We start from the raw sequence: 16678 nt of genomic DNA, 5'->3' as shown, positions 1-16678 counted from the left end.
ATATGAAAACATTAGCGATAAGAGGTGCAACAACGGTTGTTTCTAATACTAAAGCAGATATACTTGATGAGACTGCAAAGTTAGTACAAACTATAATAATAGAAAATGCATTAGATATTGATGATATAATAAGTATGTGTTTTACAATGACAAATGACTTAGATAAAGTATATCCATCAGTAGCAGTTAGGGATATATTAGATATAACAGATATTCCTATGCTTAACTTTGAAGAAAAATATATAGATGGAAGTCTTAAAATGTGCATAAGAATTATGATGCATGTAAATACAGACAAATCTAAAAAAGATATAAAACATATATATTTAAACGATGCTAAAGACTTAAGAAAAGATCTAATAACAAATATATACAAATAAATTTTATTAGATAATAGATAAAAAGTTAGGAGAAACAATTATGAGAAATTTAGTAATAGCAGTAGATGGTCCTGCAGGAGCAGGTAAAAGTACAATAGCTAAAATAATAGCAAATAGGTTAAATATAAACTATATAGATACAGGTGCAATGTACAGAGCAATAACTTACAAGTGTTTAAAAAATAATATAGATATAAATAACGAAGAAGAAGTAGTTAAGCTAGCCAAGGACACAGATATAGATTTTAGAGATAATAATATATATATAGATGGAAATATATTAAAAGAAGAAATAAGAACTATGGAAGTTAGTAATAATGTGTCTAATGTAGCTAAAATAAAAGAAGTTAGATATTTAATGGTAGATGTTCAAAGAGAAATAGGAAAAAGAAATTCTGTTATATTAGATGGAAGAGATATAGGTTCATATGTATTCCCTAATGCAGATTATAAATTCTATCTAGTAGCAACTCCAGAAGAAAGAGGTCAAAGACGTTTCAAGGAATTAAAAGAAAAAGGATATGAAACAACTCTTGAAGAAATAATTAAAGATATAATTAAGAGAGATGAAATAGATTCAAATCGAGAATTTGCGCCACTTGTTAAGGCTGATGATGCTATAGAAATAGATACAACTGGAAAAACTATAGATGATGTTGTTGAAAGTGTAATATCTAAAATAAATTTATAATAAGTTTAGTTTTGAAGGGAGATAGATGTGAGTTTTTATAATTTTGCAACAAAAGTTCTTTTAATGTTTTCAAAAACATTTTATAAATTTGAAGTAATAGGAAAAGAGAATATTCCAAATGAAGGAAATATAATAATAGCTTGTAATCATAAATCAAACTTAGACCCTATATTTATAGCATCAGCAATACAAAATAGAGAAATAGCAGCTATTGCTAAGAAGGAATTATTTAAATCAAAACCGCTGGCATTTATTTTAAATAAATTAAATGTTATACCGATAAATAGAGATAAGCCTGACGTGTCAACCATAAAAAATATTTTAAGATCTATAAAAGATGGGTATATATTAGGTATATTCCCAGAAGGAACAAGAGTTAAAGAACCAGGATTTGGACAGGCCAAAGGTGGGCTTACAGTATTTGCCGTAAAAGGAAAGGCTGATGTTGTTCCTATATCTATAATAAGTAATTATAAGTTTTTTAATAGAGTTACAGTATATATAGATAAGCCTATATCATTTAAAGAATACTATGGTAAAAAGCTTACTACTGAGGATAATGAAAGATTAGCTCAAAATGTATTAGAAGTTATTAAAGAAAATTATTATATACATTCAAAATAATTATTTTAATATAGGGAGAATGATATGAACGTAAAAATAGCTAAAGAAGCAGGATTTTGTTTTGGTGTAAAAAGAGCTATGAAAATGGCTTGGAATGAATTAGAAAAAAATAGTGATGGCATATATGCACTAGGTCCACTTATACATAATAAACAAGCAGTTAAAAAGTATGAAAATAAAGGACTTTTAACTATTGATGATATAAACTCTGTTCCAAATTCAAAACATATGATAATAAGATCTCATGGAGTAAGTGAAGATGTATATATAGAAGCGAGAGAAAAAGATATAAGCATAATAGATACAACTTGCCCGTTTGTAAAAAAGATTCATAGAAAAGCTAAATCTTACTATGATAAAGGGTATCAGATAATAGTTATAGGAGACTATAAACATCCAGAAGTCATCGGTATAAATGGATGGTGTAAAAATAATGCTATAATAATAAAAACACTAGATTATGCAAAAAATTTAGAATTTGATAAAACTAAGAAATATTGTGTAGTAGCTCAAACTACAATAAATATAGAATTATATAAAGAGATAACAGATTACTTAGAATCTATTTTAGATAATGTAGTATTAAATAATACTATATGCTCAGCTACAAAAGTAAGACAAGAAGCTGCTAGAGAATTATCAAATGAAGTAGATTGTGTAGTTGTAATAGGTGGAAAACATAGTTCAAACACTCAAAAACTAGTTAATATATGCAAAGAGTATGTAGATACATATGCAATAGAAACAAAGGAAGAATTAGATATAGATACATTAAAAAAGTATGAAAATATTGGAATAACAGCTGGTGCATCAACACCAGATTGGATAATAGAAGATGTTGTTACATTTATAAAATCATTATAAGAAGTAAATTACTACTCAAAGCTTAGATTAAATATCTAAGCTTTTTATTTGTATAAAAATAATAATATGGATTTAATGCTTATAATATAGTAAACTAAAACAAAAAAGTAACATACAATTGTTAATTATAGAATAATTTATATAAGTAATAGTTATTTAAATAACGATATTTATAATAATATATAGATAACTATAGCTAAATAAGATAATACTAATATTAATAATTATGTTTTTTTATATAAAGCTTTGGGTATATATGTAGTATGTTAAAAATATATCAATATGGAGGTATAAATAATGAAAGTTATAGTTGTAGGATGCACTCATGCAGGAACAGCTGCAGTTATTAATATAAAAGAAAAATATCCAGAAAGTGAAATAGTAGTATATGAAAAAAATGATAATATATCATTTTTATCATGTGGTATAGCATTAAGTATTTCAAAAGTTGTAACTGAGCCAGAAAAGCTTTTTTATAACTCTCCTAAAGGTTTAGAAGATTTAGGAATCAAAGCAAATATGAAACATAAAGTTTTAGATATAGATTTTATTAATAAAAAAGTTAAGGTAAAAAACTTAATGGATAATGAAATATTAGAGGACACTTACGATAAGTTAATATTAACACTAGGCTCATGGCCAATAGTCCCTAGATTTGAAGGAGGAGAGTTAGAAAATATAGTATTATGCAAAAACTACGACCATGCAAAAACTATAATAAATAAAAGTAAAGATGCAAAAAATGTAGTTGTAATAGGTGCGGGTTATATAGGTGTAGAACTAGCTGAAGCCTTCAAAATTCAAGGCAAAAATACTATATTAATAGATGCAGAAGATAGGATAATGTCTAAATATTTAGATTCTGAATTTACAGATATAGCAGAAAAAACTTTTACAGAAAAAGGTGTAAGGTTAGAGCTAGGTCAAAAGGTCGAAAAATTTGAAGGTAAAGATGGTAAGGTAAGTAAGGTTATAACAAATAAAAGCAAATTTGAAGCAGACTTAGTTGTACTTTGTATTGGGTTTAAACCTAATACTCACTTACTTAAAGATAAAATAGATATGTTACCTAATGGAGCTATAATGATAGATGAGTATATGAGAACAAGTGCTAAAGATGTTTTTGCAGCAGGAGATTGTTGCGTAGTTAAATATAATCCAGCTAAAGATACTAGATATATACCACTTGCTACGAATGCAGTTAGAATGGGAACTTTAATAGCTAAAAACTTAGTTGAACCAAAATTAAAATATCTCGGAACACAAGGAACTTCAGGAATAAAGATATATGATTTATCAATAGCATCAACCGGACTTACAGAAGAAATGGCAAATAAAACAACTAAATTTAATGTAGGCTCAGTGATAGTTAAAGATAATTATAGACCTGAATTTATGCCAACATTTGAGGAAGTAATCTTAAAATTGGTATTTGATAAAGATAATCATAAAATTTTAGGTGGCCAAATTATATCTAAAGTAGATTTAACTCAATTTATGAACACATTATCTGTAGTTATACAAAATGAAATGACTTTGGAAGAATTGGCTGTAACAGACTTTTTCTTCCAACCTCACTTTAATAAACCTTGGAGTTTGTTAAATATAGCTGCACTTGAAGCTATAAAATAGAAATTAGAATAAGTATTATAAAAATATAATAGCATATAATATATAAAAAGACATGAATTAAACTTCATGTCTTTTTATATATTTAGAAGAAAAATTCAAGGATGGTATATAAATGAACTTAAAATCCATAAAACTTAAATTATTTAATATAGGCAAAACTATAACTAATAGCTATATAAAAGATAATAATATAAAAGGGAAAATTATTAGATATGGTAATAATAAAAGACAATATTATAAGGTATACACTCCTTATAGCAGTAATTTAAAGTCAACTATATTTTTTATACATGGTGGAGGCTGGTGGCATGGAAATCCATCACTTTATAGTGGTGTAGGGAAATTTTTTTATAAATTAGGATATCAAACTGTATTATGTGGATATAGGCTAGTTCCTTTTCATAGATATCCAACTCAGATAGATGATGTATTTAAAGCTTTAAAACACTATATAGAATGTAATAAAGAAATAAATAGTATAGTAATTGCAGGATATTCGGCAGGTGGAGAATTAGCTTCTCGTTTAGTGTTCGACCATGATAGACAGTTAAAATATAATATTAATAAAGATTTATTAAAGGGTTTTATATCATTGTCTGGAGTGCTTGATTTTTCAAAATGTACTTCTATATACTCTAAAATATTGGTGAACAATTATGTATATAAAAGTAATATTAAAAAAGCAAATCCTATAAGCCTTTTAAACAAAGAAGTTAATTTACCTATACTGTGTATTCATGGAGAAAGTGATTCTTTAATTAATGTTAATACTTCTATATCTTTTATTAAAAAAGTAAATAATCTAGATGAAAATACTATACTTAAAACAATAAAAAGAGCAGAACACGAAGATACAATAGATATAGTAAGAGGAGATGGAAATAAATATTCTGAATATATATTAAGATTTATAAAGGAAATAGATGATATAAAGAAAATAGATATATAGATACATTTTTATGAATAATGATTATAGTAAGTGTTTTAAAAGTAAAGGAGTAACCATGAATAAAATTGAAAATAATTACTACATAGATAATATAAAGTTTGTACTCATATTCTTTGTAGTATTTGGTCATCTAATAGAACGATATATGGAAGGAAATTATATTTTAATGGGTATATATATATTTATATATACTTTTCATATGCCTTTATTTATATTTATATCAGGGCTACTTTCGAAAAATATAAACAAAAGCAGAAAGTTTCTTTTAAGAAAGTTACTTATACCGTATATTGTATTAAATATAATTTGGTATTCCTTGGCATATCTATATACAAAGGAAACTTACATACCAGTTATATATCCGGGATGGACCTTATGGTTTTTATTAAGCCTATTTTTTTGGAGGATATCTCTTAAATATTTAATAAAGATTAAATATATACTTCCTATAAGTTTTATACTTGGTATTTTTATTGGGCTTGTTCCTAATGGTTCAATGTTATCTTTTTCAAGAACAATAGTATATTTGCCCTTTTTCTTATTAGGATATTATACTAATATAAATACATTAAATAAGTTATATAATAGTATAAATATATGGATTAGCATTTTGGGAATAAGTATGTTTATAGCATTAGCTTTATTTATATCCGAAAATAATATTATAAGCTATAGCTTTTTATATGGTTCATACTCTTATTTAGAACTTGGAATGAATATATTTAAGGGTAGTGTATATAGGGTTATTTTATATTTATGTAGTATAATACTTTCTACATTTATATTAACTGTGATACCTAATAAAAAGACCTTTTACACTTCAATGGGAAAGTCGACTATGTATGTGTATGTTTACCATATATACGTAATATTAATAATATTTTATTTAGTACCTGCTTGGAATAAAAATATTTTGACTATGTGGATTATACTTGCAAGCCCTATATTTGTAACATATATATTATCTAAAAAAGTTTTTGCAAGAGTATACGATAAATTCTTTAATAGCATATTTAAGTTAATAAAGTAACAAATACACTCATAAAAGCAACAGCTTAAAGCTGTAGCTTTTTATTTTTGATATCCTTATATTATAGTTTCTTTATATAAATTATAGATGTTAAAGGTATATACAAGTCGTAATTCTTATTGGATGCTTTATCTATATGTTTTCTATTTAAAACAACTTCTATAGGAGTTACTCTTATGATTTCACCGTATAGTTTTTCTTTAGATAGATATGAGTATATTTCAACATATTCATTTAAAAAATCTAAAGCATATTCATACATAGTGTCAACTCCTTAAAATATATTTACTATAAATATATTAAATATATAAACAGATTGTTACATATATTATGAAATTATTTATTAATTTATATAGCTAATAAATTATCATATCTAAGTAAAAGGATTAAAAGTGACTTATGTAGAATAAGAAATAATCTTAAAATAAATCTATTGAAAAACTACGATAAAATATATGGGTATAAATGTAAACTTAGATAAAATCAGTATTAAAACTGGTGCAACAGCAATACTTCCTCATGAGAGCAATATATTTAAAGAAAAACTGTTGACTTAATCTTATTTAATAAATAATTTTGGAAAGAGTAGAGGGTTCATGCAAGTAGAAAAACTTGGAATCATTGAAACACTAATAATACTTACAAATACTTTAAGTGTAGTAACTTGAATTATAGCTTTAGTAAAATATATGATAAAGCAAAATGAAGATTTGAATAATTATTTAGATATAAAATAATAATACAAAAGCTACATTAATTTACATATTTATATGTTAATATATACTTATATATAGCAAGGGAGATGATAATATGAAATGGATTAAACCTATAAAAGAATATAAGCCATTTAATGAACAAGAAAGTAAAGATAAGGAAATAATACTAAAAGCTATAAATGATTTTGACGATGTGTTAACTAGAAATAATGAAATAGCTCATCTAACATCTTCTACATTTGTAGTAAATAAATCACGTGATAAAGTTTTAATGGTACATCACAATATCTATAATACTTGGTCATGGATGGGAGGACATAATGATGGAGATGATGACTTTTTAAGGGTGGCTATAAAAGAACTAGAAGAAGAAACAGGTGTTAAAAATCCAAGGATAATAGGAAATGATATATTTTCTATAGACATATTAGAAGTTAAAAGCCACATCAAAAGAGGAAAATATGTAGCCCCTCATCTTCATTTATCTATAGCATATTTAGTGGAAGCTGATGAAAATGAAGAATTAATAGTTAAAGAAGATGAAAATAGTGGGGTTATGTGGATACCTATAAATAAATTAGATAAATACGTAAAAAATGAGCCTCATATGTTAAGACTATACAATAAATTTATAGATAAAATGAATACCAAATGATAAAGAGGATGAAATTTTATGAAAAATTTAGACGGTTATATTAATATCATAAAAAGATTGCCAAATAAAGAAAAATACACTAGAGAAGATTTGTTAACAGAAGGCTTACTGCTAGATAGGGATAAAAATCTAGAAATATACTATATTCCAATAAGTGAAAAAATAAGTATTTGCACTAGAGTGTTTATAGTTGGTATAACACCAGGATTTGAGCAGATGAGTACATATATATCTAACTTTAAAAATGGATTAGAAAATTCTTATAACATATATAACAGACAAAGTAATTGCAAAATCTCTTCACCATTTAGCAAAAGTTTGACTAAAAATATTATATACATGTTAGATGAAGTTAAATTAAATGAAGCTTTAAACATAAAAAGTTGTGAAGAATTATTTAATTCTAATAGTCATTTGTTATACACAGATGCTCTTATTCCTTATCCTGTTTTTGTAAATGGCAAAAATTATACAGGCCATACTCCAAAGCTTATGAAAAATAAGCTACTGATGAAATACATTAATAACAACTTTAAAAATAAATTAGAAGATTTAAAAGGGGTTTTAATAATACCTATGGGAAAAGCAGTAGAAGAAGTTTTGATACATTTAGCAGATGAAAAAATATTAGATAGAGATCAAATACTAATAGGATTTCCTCACCCATCAGGTGCTAATGCTCATAGATTAATCCAATTAAAAGAGAATAAAGATAATATGATTAAAATAATAAAAAAGCATAACTTTAACTTATAATATTAGGGGGATAACATGGGAGTATGTAAAAATGAGATGAAAAAACTTATTAGAGGAGAAGTGGAAGCTGTATATATAACATCAGAGATAGAGTTACATGATACTACAGCTATTTCTGTTCAAGTATGGAATTATGATAAAGAAAAAGATATAATATCATATACCACATTAACTAAATCAAATATGAGTAAACCATACCTTATAAAAATAAAAAATGGAACTGAATTTGTAGATAAAAAGTATGTAGGTGAGAGTTTAACAGATGATGCGAAACTTACATTAACGACTAAAGAGAATGCATATAAACTTTTAGAAAGTTTAAAATAGATAAAATATCCTACATATATCTTGGTTAAAGATATATGTAGGATATTTTAATATAAAAATTAAATGTATGTATATTTAATCATAAATAAAAGGAATAATATAACATAGGTGATAAAATGTATATACTTAATCTAGATACTAGAGATAAATATGATAATTTTACTGAAGGATTTTACAATAAAAATAATTCTTATATTATACTAAGTGATCCTAAGCAATTAAATCTACTTAAAAATATATTAGAGATAGATGAAATTACTTTTAATGATTGCCTTAAATTTGATGAAAATATAAAATTAGATTTATTTGATAATTATGATTTTCTTAGCATAAATACCTTTGAAATAATGAATAATGATATATACGTAGAAGAAATAAATATATACTTATCAGAAAATTTTGTATTAGTTATATGCAATGAAGAAAATTTTATATTCGAATTTGTAAAAAATATAATAACTAATAATATTAAATTAAATAATACTTCTAATATAGTTATTTTATTTAATATTAATTATTTAATACTTAAAAATATAATAATGCATCAATTTGAAATACTAGAAAAGATAGAAGATATCATATTAAAATTAGAAGATGATATACTTGAAAATGCAATAGATGAACATGTAATAAAAATAAATCATATAAGAGGCATAACTAGATCTATCGTAAAAAATACAAGACCCCTTTTATATATAGGTGATAGAATATTAAAGGAAAATATAAGGTACTTGAAATACTCTGATATAAGGAAGCAAAATCTCGAAAACTTTCAAAGTATAGACTTTGGTATAGAGAAACTTTATTCATTTTCTTTATCCACTAGAGAACTAGCAGATAAGCTTCTTGATATTTATTCTTCTCAAGTAGCAGAAAAAACTAATAGCTTGATAACAAAACTTACTTTACTTACAGCAATATCATCGCCATTGACTATTATAACAGGTATATATGGGATGAACTTTAGATTTATGCCAGAACTTGACTTTGTATATGCTTATCCAATAGTTATAACTGTTATGATTATAATAGTTATAATAGGCATTCTAATATTCAAACTAAAAAATCTACTTTGATTATATCTCTTAATTTAATATTTTAATACTACAAATACTGGAATATAATGGTTAAAACTATTTTTTAATTGAAAATGATTTATTAATATATTTTTTAGAGGGTTTAAACCCTCTTTTTTATTTTATATTAGATTAACTTAATTATTTTAAGTCGTCTCATTTGATCAAATGGCATTTTAGTTTATTTAATTAAGTTAAAATACTTAAAAATTAATATTGTTAAGAAAGCTTTATTCTTTATAAGAAGTAGTGTAAAATTACAATTATAAATAAATTCACAGTAGGAGGTAATATGGAAAAATTATACTATACAAATCAATATATAAAAGAATTCGTCGCAGAAATAGAGGAAATATTAGAAGTAAATGGAAAATATCATATAGTATTAGATAAAACAGCATTTTTCCCTGGTGGTGGTGGACAGTTTTGCGATTTAGGAAAGATAGATGTTCATGATGTTTTAGATGTATATGAAAAAGACAATAAGGTATACCATGTAGTGGAAAAAAAACCTATAAAAATACATAAAGTAAAATGTTTTATAGATTGGGAAAGAAGAGAAGATGGAATGCATCAACATTTTGCACAGCATATATTATCAGGATGCTTTTATACTTTATTTAAAAAAAATACAACTGCTTTTCATTTAGGTAGTGAGATAAGTACTGTCGATATAAAAGGTCCTCTTACTATTGATGAAATAAGAGAAGTTGAAAGAATGGCAAATGATATAATAAGTGAAAATATAGAGGTAGAAACATTGATTCCATCTAAAAAAGATTTAAAAAAGATATGGATAAGAAGAGATTTACCAGATACTTCAGAAGAAATAAGAATTGTTAAAATAGGTGATTTAGACTCTAATGCTTGTTGTGGTGTTCACCCAAAGTCTACACTAGATGTTAGAATGATAAAGATAAGAAGATGGGAAAAAAATAAGGATTCTATAAGAATCGAATTTTTAGCAGGAAAAAGAGCTATAAACAGCTCTCTAAAAAGAGATATTTATTTAACGGATATTTGTAGATATTTAAGTTCAACTGAAGAAGAAGCTATAAATGGTGTTAAAAAACTTCACGATAAACTTGAAGATGCCCTTTATGAAAAAAGGAAGATTGAAGATGTTATTGTTAATTTTGAAATAAAAGAGATGATAAATAATTCAGATAAGGTAAATGATATATCTATTATAAAAAAGATATACATAGATAAGGATATCAAGTATATATCTAAAATAGCATCTAAAATAACTGAGTCAGAAAATGTTATATCTTTAGTTGGAGTTAAAAATGATGATAGAGTTAATTTAGTTTTTGCTAGTTCTAAAAATATAAATAATATTAGTATGAACAATATCTTAAGAGATACAATGACACTGCTTGATGGAAGAGGAGGAGGAAGTACATTCTTAGCCCAAGGTGGTGGTAATAATAACGGTAACTTAGAAGTAGCTATTGATTATGCTTTTGATAAAATAAAAAAAGAGTTGATTTAGTTGTTAAAGGTAAGTGTAGATTTCTATAAGTGCTATACTTACCTTATTATGTATGTTTTGGATTCTAAAATATATATTTTTAATTATATAACTTACTTTAGTTTACATAATTAAATTATTTTAAAACCTTTTTCTATTTAAATGATTAAAATTAAGTAAAAATACTTAGATTAGATTATAAGTGCATATTATTTATTCTAGATATAAATCAACATAATTTTTATAACTCTCTCTTAAAATCTAATTTAAACATTCGAATTTAGAATAAAACTTATAGAATTTTTATAAAATAATTTACAAATTAAGTCGAGATTATTATTAGACATTTTCAGAATAAAGGAGAATTTATGTTTATAAAAAATAGAGAAAATATAAATTTATATATTGAAGAATATGGGGAAGGTAAGAATTGTATATATATACATGGTGGTCCTGGGTCTTGGAGTGAAGATTTTAAAATTTATTGTAAGGACGAGTTTAGTAAATTTTGTAATATGATATATTTAGACCAAAGAGGGTGCGGACGTTCTGATGGAAACTTGGATGATGACTATTCTATAAACAGTTTAGTTGATGATATTGAGGATATACGTAAAAATCTTAAATTAAATAAACTTATTTTAATAGCACATTCTTTCGGTGGGATAATAGCAGTAAATTATGCATATAAATATAAAGAGCATGTTGAAGCTTTAATATTAACTAATTGCACTTTGAATTTAAATGATTCTTTACAAAGTCAAGTAGAGTATGGATGTAAGCTATTAAATATAGATATTGATATATATAAATATGACGAACTTATAACTAAGTGGACTTTGGTTGCTAATAAACTGATCAGAGATGATTTGTATTATAAATTACAGTATATGAATTATTCTAATTATAAAAATATTGAAATAATAGATAAAAATATGGTTAATGAAAATTTAGCTAAAAAAGCATTTTTTAATGAAGACTATTTTTACGACTATACAAACCTAACTAGAAGCTTAAATGTAAAAACACTTATAATCTGTGGTGATGAAGATTATTCTATTGGAATTGATCATTATAAAGATTTTAATTTTAAAAACAAGACCGTAAAAATATTAAAAAGTAAACACAATCCATATGTAGAAAATACAAAAGAATATATTTCTGTTGTTAGGGAGTTTTTAGAAAGTATTTAATAGTTTACTGAACATAAATTTTATTAAATAATAGTGATGTTAGAAAAGATATTAGTTTTGAACTAACATCACTATTATTTTGTTTTAAAAATTTGATATATAATTTAAATTTGGCATAATTGATGTATCATACATACTTAAGTTTACATAATTAAATTATTTTAAATGTTTTTCTGTGTTTTATAAATAAAACAACTTCAAAATATTAAAAAACTTCCTTAATTCAATTTAAAGGTTATAATTTTTATTAACATATTTACTGTTGAATAAATTTAAATATCGCCTTAAAAACGAATATAAAAAGTTAGTTTTATTATTATTTCATTTTAGAATATTTATCATCATCCTAACTTGAATAAATTTTCAGAGATTTTTTCGCTAGCTTCAACATCCATATTTTTAAGTGCGTGAGCGTAAATATTTAATGTTGTATTTATATTAGAATGACCCACTCTTTCTGATATAACTTTTATAGGTACTTTTGAATTTATAAGTAAAGTTACATGTGAATGTCTTAAATCATGAAATCTTATATGTTCTAAATTATTCTCGCATAAAAATTTACTAAACTTTTTGCTAAGGACATCTTGGGCTATAGGTTGTCCATTTTTATCATAGAATAACAAGTTAAAAGGATTTTTTATGCCTTTTAATTTAGCTTCTAATTGTTTTTTCTTATGTTCTTTTAGTAAAGATATAACCTCTATAGGAACTGATATTGTTCTTTCTGAACTTTCAGTTTTAGGTTCTTTAAGTATAACTTTGCCTTCATTTCTTACAGTTATTTTATCTATTGTTATAGTATTTTCATTAAAATCTATATTATCCCAAGTTAGCCCTAGTATTTCAGATATTCTAAGTCCTAATCCTGAAGCTAGATATATAGGTAGTTTTAAAGGTGTATTTTCACAAGTTTTAAGTAATTTTACCATATTATCTTTATCATATATATTATTTTTAAACTTTCTAATTCTTGGAGTTTCTACACAATCTACAATATTTTCTCTTATAAGTCTTAATCTATAAGCCTTTTTCATAGCTAAATTTAATATATTTATGTGTATCTTTATAGTTTGAGGGCTAAGAATTCCAACTAAATCATCTACGTAATTTTGTATATGTATAGGTTTTAAATCTTCTAACTTATGATTTCCTAGCTTAGGTATTATATACTTTTTGCATATTCTTAGATAACAATTATATGTAGTTATAGATAAATTTATCTTATGTTTTTCTAAAAAATCCAACAAAAATTACCGAATTTTATAGAGTTTGGTGTAGCTAATTCATCGTTTAAAATGGATTCTTTTAATTCTATTAACTTCTTAGATGCATCTCTTTTTTTATCAAATGAACCCATATTTTTCTGTATCTTTTTTCCACTTTCAACATCTTTATATTCTAAATAAACTATATAGTTTTTGCTTCTTTTTCTTATAAATGCAAAGCTCATTCAATTCCTCCATATTATTACAATTATATATATATTATATCATAAAAGAAAAAATAAAAACATTTAAAGTTCTGACATACAACTGACATAATATGTTATGTATTGCTCTAATATATTGAAAATACTTCACTTTATTTTTTTGGCATAAAACTATATATTTTATGTTTATAAAGAACAGTTAATGCATAAATCTCATAAGTTATATAAAAGTCTTTTGATTCTATATTGTTTTTTTATAATCAAAATTAAATTTCATCAAAGGGGAGTTAAAAATGTACAACTCTAAAATGAATGTTTTAGAAACAAAACGATGTATACTTAGACCTATAACTTTAAAAGATGCTCCAGATTTACATGAGTGTTATAAGCAAGAAATAGTCGTAAAATATCTCCCATTTAAAGCACATCAGAATATTTATGAAACTAGAGAATTTATAAAAAATTTCTTTTTAAAAAAGTATAATGAGAACAAACTAGCCCATTACGCAATAGTATTAAAATCAAACAAAAAAGTTATAGGTAATATAGGTTTTAACAATATCTCTAAAGATAATAAAAAGGGAGAAATCGGAATATGCATAAACCCATCTTATTGGGGGTATGATTTATCAACCGAATTAGCTAGAGAGATTGTAAAATATGGATTTAAAAAATTAAAACTTGAGGAAATTATAGCTATAACTTATGAAGACAATAATTATTCAATAAAATCATTAGAAAACTTAAATTTTGAATATATAAAAACCTATTTCAAAACATTTCATTCATCTAATAAAAAAGTAAAATGTAATTTATATAAAATATCACGAAAAAATTACTTAATGAGTAAATATAAATAAAATTTAACATCTATAATAAGGAGATGAAATTTTTATGAAAGATTTGAATGATAATTGGATAGATGATCATTTAAAGTATGCTATATCTAGTACATTAGGTGTAGAAAATTTTAATGTTACAAAAAATGAACTAAAGTTATTAGAAAAATTAGACTTATCAGATAAAAATATATCAAGTTTAAAAGGGATAGAGCATGCAGTCAATTTAAAACATCTCAATTTATGTAGAAACGAGATAAGGGATGCTTCTTTACTTTCTAAGTTAGTTAATTTAAATACATTAGAGTTATCAGAAAATAAAATTGAAGATGTTAGCTTTTTGAGTGATTTGGTAAATTTAAAATCTATAGGATTAGATAGTAACAATATATCCGAAATAAGCAATTTAGCTAATCTTACAGAGTTACAGATATTAAATATTTCAAATAATCAAATTCAAGATTTAACTTTTTTAGATTCTATTAGATCTGATAATATTAAAATTATAGCTAGTGATCAGTATATAATGCTAAATCCTGTAACTGTTTATAAAGGTCAAGACTATATTTTTAATAGTCCAATTCATTTTAGTGATGAAACTATAGTGTTATTAGACAATGTCCAGGTAAGAGGTAACTATAATTCGATTAAAACAGATAAAAGACCTTCTATATTATATTCAATTTCTAAAGTAATGATAAAAAATATCCTTTCTAATTGTTTGTTAAAGGCTGATTTTTATCATGAAATTCCATTTTCAAAATCTACTATATTAAGTGGTACAATAATCCAACAAATAAATTTAAAGATAAAAAATGTTTTAAGTGTTTTTGAGCCTGACAATATAGTTAAAATAAGTTCATTATCAAGAATATCTGGAAATTTATTTGTAGTAAATAAAGAAGCAGGTACTAATACTAAAAGTATACCATTAAAAGAAAAAACTATTACCATTATAGATAGTAATGGTAATAAAGCTTATTCATTAACCAATGAAAATGGATCATATGAGTTTAAGAATTTAAAAAAAGGAAGATATACATTACTTTTTCCATTTTTAAATGGCTATGAGTACACAACACCATCTTTAGTTATATGTAATTTATCACAAAAAGGAGAAATAATCATAGATTCTAGGGTATATAAAAAATAAAAGCGGTATTTACATACCGCTTTAACTTTCTAAAACTTTAAATCCTTCTCCTAATACCTCATGAACATTACTAACTATTATAAATGCATTGGGATCTTTCAATTTAACCAATCTTTTTAAGTGAACTTCTTGATTTCTAGGAACCACTACTAAAAGTACTTCTTTTTTATCATCAGTATATCCACCTCTACCATTTAATATAGTAACACCTCTAGATAAATCATTAGTTATAACTTCTTTTAAGCTCTCCGCTTCTTTAGATATTATAAGGAAAGCTTTAGAGTAATCAAATCCTTCCATTATTGCATCTGCTACCTTGACCATTGTATAGAGTGCTATAGCAGAATAAAGAGAAATTTCAATATTTTTACTAGCAATTCCTGAAGATATAACTACAAAAGCATCTAAACATACCATAAATTGTGTAGGCTTAATACCTTTAAACCTTTTGCTAAGTATAAGTGCAATTAAATCAGTACCACCAGTAGAAGCATCTGCTCTAAACATTATACCTATACCTATACCTAGTAGTATAGCACCTGATATAGCTGATAATAATAAATCATTTGTCACAATTAGGTCAGAAATTGGAGCCATTAAATTTACTATAATAGAAAACATAACTGTACCTATTAAGGTTTTTATAGAATTTTTTCCTCCAAGTATTTTAAATGAAAATATAACTAGAGGAACACCTATAGCTAACATTATAAAAGATACTGACATGCCCGTAACCTTACTTAATACTACAGAAAGGCCGCTAAGTCCTCCAGGTGCTATTGTGTGTGGCTTTAAGAACATATTAATACCTATACTCATAGATATACACCCTAATATTAATCCAAAAGCTTCTACAAGTAACTTAGAATTTTCCTTTTTCATTTTTA

Annotated in this window: 18 protein-coding genes and 1 pseudogene; 16 read left to right on the top strand and 3 right to left on the bottom strand. The window is 24.6% G+C overall.

Annotation, left to right across the window (positions count from 1 at the left end; genetic code table 11):
* Positions 1-2: 2 nt before the first annotated feature.
* The 7 genes from aroH to FRIFI_RS06730 all read left to right on the top strand — a co-directional run bounded on the left by aroH (position 3) and on the right by FRIFI_RS06730 (position 6170).
* On the top strand, positions 3-380 hold the full coding sequence (gene aroH / locus FRIFI_RS06760) for a chorismate mutase (protein ID WP_166505400.1): 378 nt from the start codon (positions 3-5) through the stop codon (positions 378-380).
* A gap of 40 nt (positions 381-420) precedes the next feature.
* The gene (cmk, locus tag FRIFI_RS06755) at positions 421-1071 is read left to right on the top strand and encodes a (d)CMP kinase (RefSeq protein WP_092925817.1); all 651 of its coding nucleotides are present in this window, start codon (positions 421-423) and stop codon (positions 1069-1071) included.
* A gap of 27 nt (positions 1072-1098) precedes the next feature.
* On the top strand, positions 1099-1695 hold the full coding sequence (locus FRIFI_RS06750; protein WP_240275826.1) for a lysophospholipid acyltransferase family protein: 597 nt from the start codon (positions 1099-1101) through the stop codon (positions 1693-1695).
* A gap of 24 nt (positions 1696-1719) precedes the next feature.
* Positions 1720-2559: a 4-hydroxy-3-methylbut-2-enyl diphosphate reductase gene (locus FRIFI_RS06745; RefSeq protein ID WP_166505399.1), complete on the top strand. Its 840-nt coding sequence runs from the start codon at positions 1720-1722 to the stop codon at positions 2557-2559.
* A gap of 297 nt (positions 2560-2856) precedes the next feature.
* On the top strand, positions 2857-4191 hold the full coding sequence (locus tag FRIFI_RS06740; RefSeq protein ID WP_092925821.1) for an FAD-dependent oxidoreductase: 1335 nt from the start codon (positions 2857-2859) through the stop codon (positions 4189-4191).
* A 112-nt stretch (positions 4192-4303) separates the two neighbouring features.
* A complete protein-coding gene (locus FRIFI_RS06735; RefSeq protein WP_092925823.1) occupies positions 4304-5140 on the top strand; it encodes an alpha/beta hydrolase in 837 nt (278 codons plus the stop codon).
* Positions 5141-5195: 55 nt separating this feature from the next.
* Entirely contained in the window at positions 5196-6170 is a 975-nt protein-coding gene (locus tag FRIFI_RS06730) for an acyltransferase family protein (protein ID WP_166505398.1), read from the top strand.
* A gap of 61 nt (positions 6171-6231) precedes the next feature.
* On the opposite strand, the gene FRIFI_RS06725 is transcribed toward FRIFI_RS06730, so the two are convergent.
* Positions 6232-6432, bottom strand: coding sequence for a hypothetical protein (locus FRIFI_RS06725; protein WP_092925827.1), 201 nt, complete (start codon positions 6430-6432; stop codon positions 6232-6234).
* 304 nt (positions 6433-6736) lie between these two features.
* On the opposite strand from FRIFI_RS06725, the gene FRIFI_RS15535 reads away from it, so the two are divergent.
* The 7 genes from FRIFI_RS15535 (at position 6737) to FRIFI_RS06690 (ending at position 12367) form a co-directional block, all read left to right on the top strand.
* Positions 6737-6838 (top strand): P1 family peptidase, encoded by a 102-nt coding sequence (locus tag FRIFI_RS15535; protein WP_202819474.1) that lies wholly within the window; start codon positions 6737-6739, stop codon positions 6836-6838.
* A 142-nt stretch (positions 6839-6980) separates the two neighbouring features.
* Positions 6981-7541: an NUDIX hydrolase gene (locus FRIFI_RS06715; RefSeq protein WP_092925829.1), complete on the top strand. Its 561-nt coding sequence runs from the start codon at positions 6981-6983 to the stop codon at positions 7539-7541.
* A gap of 18 nt (positions 7542-7559) precedes the next feature.
* Positions 7560-8297: a hypothetical protein gene (locus tag FRIFI_RS06710; protein WP_092925831.1), complete on the top strand. Its 738-nt coding sequence runs from the start codon at positions 7560-7562 to the stop codon at positions 8295-8297.
* A gap of 15 nt (positions 8298-8312) precedes the next feature.
* Positions 8313-8624, top strand: a complete 312-nt coding sequence (locus FRIFI_RS06705; protein WP_092925833.1) for a hypothetical protein — start codon at positions 8313-8315, stop codon at positions 8622-8624.
* Positions 8625-8740: 116 nt separating this feature from the next.
* Positions 8741-9700, top strand: coding sequence for a magnesium transporter CorA family protein (locus tag FRIFI_RS06700; protein ID WP_092925835.1), 960 nt, complete (start codon positions 8741-8743; stop codon positions 9698-9700).
* A gap of 292 nt (positions 9701-9992) precedes the next feature.
* Complete coding sequence (locus FRIFI_RS06695; RefSeq protein WP_166505397.1) at positions 9993-11195, top strand: alanyl-tRNA editing protein; 1203 nt, start codon at positions 9993-9995, stop codon at positions 11193-11195.
* 347 nt (positions 11196-11542) lie between these two features.
* Positions 11543-12367, top strand: coding sequence for an alpha/beta fold hydrolase (locus FRIFI_RS06690; RefSeq protein WP_092925839.1), 825 nt, complete (start codon positions 11543-11545; stop codon positions 12365-12367).
* 341 nt (positions 12368-12708) lie between these two features.
* On the opposite strand, the pseudogene FRIFI_RS06685 reads toward FRIFI_RS06690, so the two are convergent.
* A pseudogene (locus FRIFI_RS06685) lies at positions 12709-13820 on the bottom strand (tyrosine-type recombinase/integrase).
* A 272-nt stretch (positions 13821-14092) separates the two neighbouring features.
* Between FRIFI_RS06685 and FRIFI_RS06680 the strand changes: the two are divergent.
* Together FRIFI_RS06680 and FRIFI_RS06675 are read left to right on the top strand one after the other, a co-directional pair.
* A complete protein-coding gene (locus FRIFI_RS06680) occupies positions 14093-14659 on the top strand; it encodes a GNAT family N-acetyltransferase (protein ID WP_166505396.1) in 567 nt (188 codons plus the stop codon).
* A gap of 34 nt (positions 14660-14693) precedes the next feature.
* Positions 14694-15791 carry a leucine-rich repeat domain-containing protein gene (locus FRIFI_RS06675; RefSeq protein WP_092925845.1) on the top strand — a complete coding sequence of 366 codons (1098 nt, stop codon included), beginning with the start codon at positions 14694-14696 and terminating at the stop codon, positions 15789-15791.
* Between the two features lie 21 nt (positions 15792-15812).
* On the opposite strand, the gene FRIFI_RS06670 is transcribed toward FRIFI_RS06675, so the two are convergent.
* Positions 15813-16673 (bottom strand): YitT family protein, encoded by an 861-nt coding sequence (locus FRIFI_RS06670; protein WP_166505395.1) that lies wholly within the window; start codon positions 16671-16673, stop codon positions 15813-15815.
* Between the last annotated feature and the right edge of the window lie 5 nt (positions 16674-16678).

The sequence above is a fragment of the Romboutsia hominis genome (genome assembly GCF_900002575.1).
GTDB lineage: Bacteria > Bacillota > Clostridia > Peptostreptococcales > Peptostreptococcaceae > Romboutsia_C > Romboutsia_C hominis.
The sequence above is the reverse complement of the archived record's forward strand: the minus strand, read 5'-3'. Positions and strand labels throughout refer to the sequence as shown.

Bases quoted from the DNA above. Each gene is read 5' to 3' on its own strand.
- aroH (WP_166505400.1), top strand. From the start codon at position 3: ATGAAAACATTAGCGATAAGAGGTGCAACAACGGTTGTTTCTAATACT.
- cmk (WP_092925817.1), top strand. From the start codon at position 421: ATGAGAAATTTAGTAATAGCAGTAGATGGTCCTGCAGGAGCAGGTAAA.
- FRIFI_RS06745 (WP_166505399.1), top strand. From the start codon at position 1,720: ATGAACGTAAAAATAGCTAAAGAAGCAGGATTTTGTTTTGGTGTAAAA.
- FRIFI_RS06740 (WP_092925821.1), top strand. From the start codon at position 2,857: ATGAAAGTTATAGTTGTAGGATGCACTCATGCAGGAACAGCTGCAGTT.
- FRIFI_RS06735 (WP_092925823.1), top strand. From the start codon at position 4,304: ATGAACTTAAAATCCATAAAACTTAAATTATTTAATATAGGCAAAACT.
- FRIFI_RS06730 (WP_166505398.1), top strand. From the start codon at position 5,196: ATGAATAAAATTGAAAATAATTACTACATAGATAATATAAAGTTTGTA.
- FRIFI_RS06725 (WP_092925827.1), bottom strand. From the start codon at position 6,432: ATGTATGAATATGCTTTAGATTTTTTAAATGAATATGTTGAAATATAC.
- FRIFI_RS06715 (WP_092925829.1), top strand. From the start codon at position 6,981: ATGAAATGGATTAAACCTATAAAAGAATATAAGCCATTTAATGAACAA.
- FRIFI_RS06710 (WP_092925831.1), top strand. From the start codon at position 7,560: ATGAAAAATTTAGACGGTTATATTAATATCATAAAAAGATTGCCAAAT.
- FRIFI_RS06705 (WP_092925833.1), top strand. From the start codon at position 8,313: ATGGGAGTATGTAAAAATGAGATGAAAAAACTTATTAGAGGAGAAGTG.
- FRIFI_RS06700 (WP_092925835.1), top strand. From the start codon at position 8,741: ATGTATATACTTAATCTAGATACTAGAGATAAATATGATAATTTTACT.
- FRIFI_RS06695 (WP_166505397.1), top strand. From the start codon at position 9,993: ATGGAAAAATTATACTATACAAATCAATATATAAAAGAATTCGTCGCA.
- FRIFI_RS06690 (WP_092925839.1), top strand. From the start codon at position 11,543: ATGTTTATAAAAAATAGAGAAAATATAAATTTATATATTGAAGAATAT.
- FRIFI_RS06680 (WP_166505396.1), top strand. From the start codon at position 14,093: ATGTACAACTCTAAAATGAATGTTTTAGAAACAAAACGATGTATACTT.
- FRIFI_RS06675 (WP_092925845.1), top strand. From the start codon at position 14,694: ATGAAAGATTTGAATGATAATTGGATAGATGATCATTTAAAGTATGCT.
- FRIFI_RS06670 (WP_166505395.1), bottom strand. From the start codon at position 16,673: ATGAAAAAGGAAAATTCTAAGTTACTTGTAGAAGCTTTTGGATTAATA.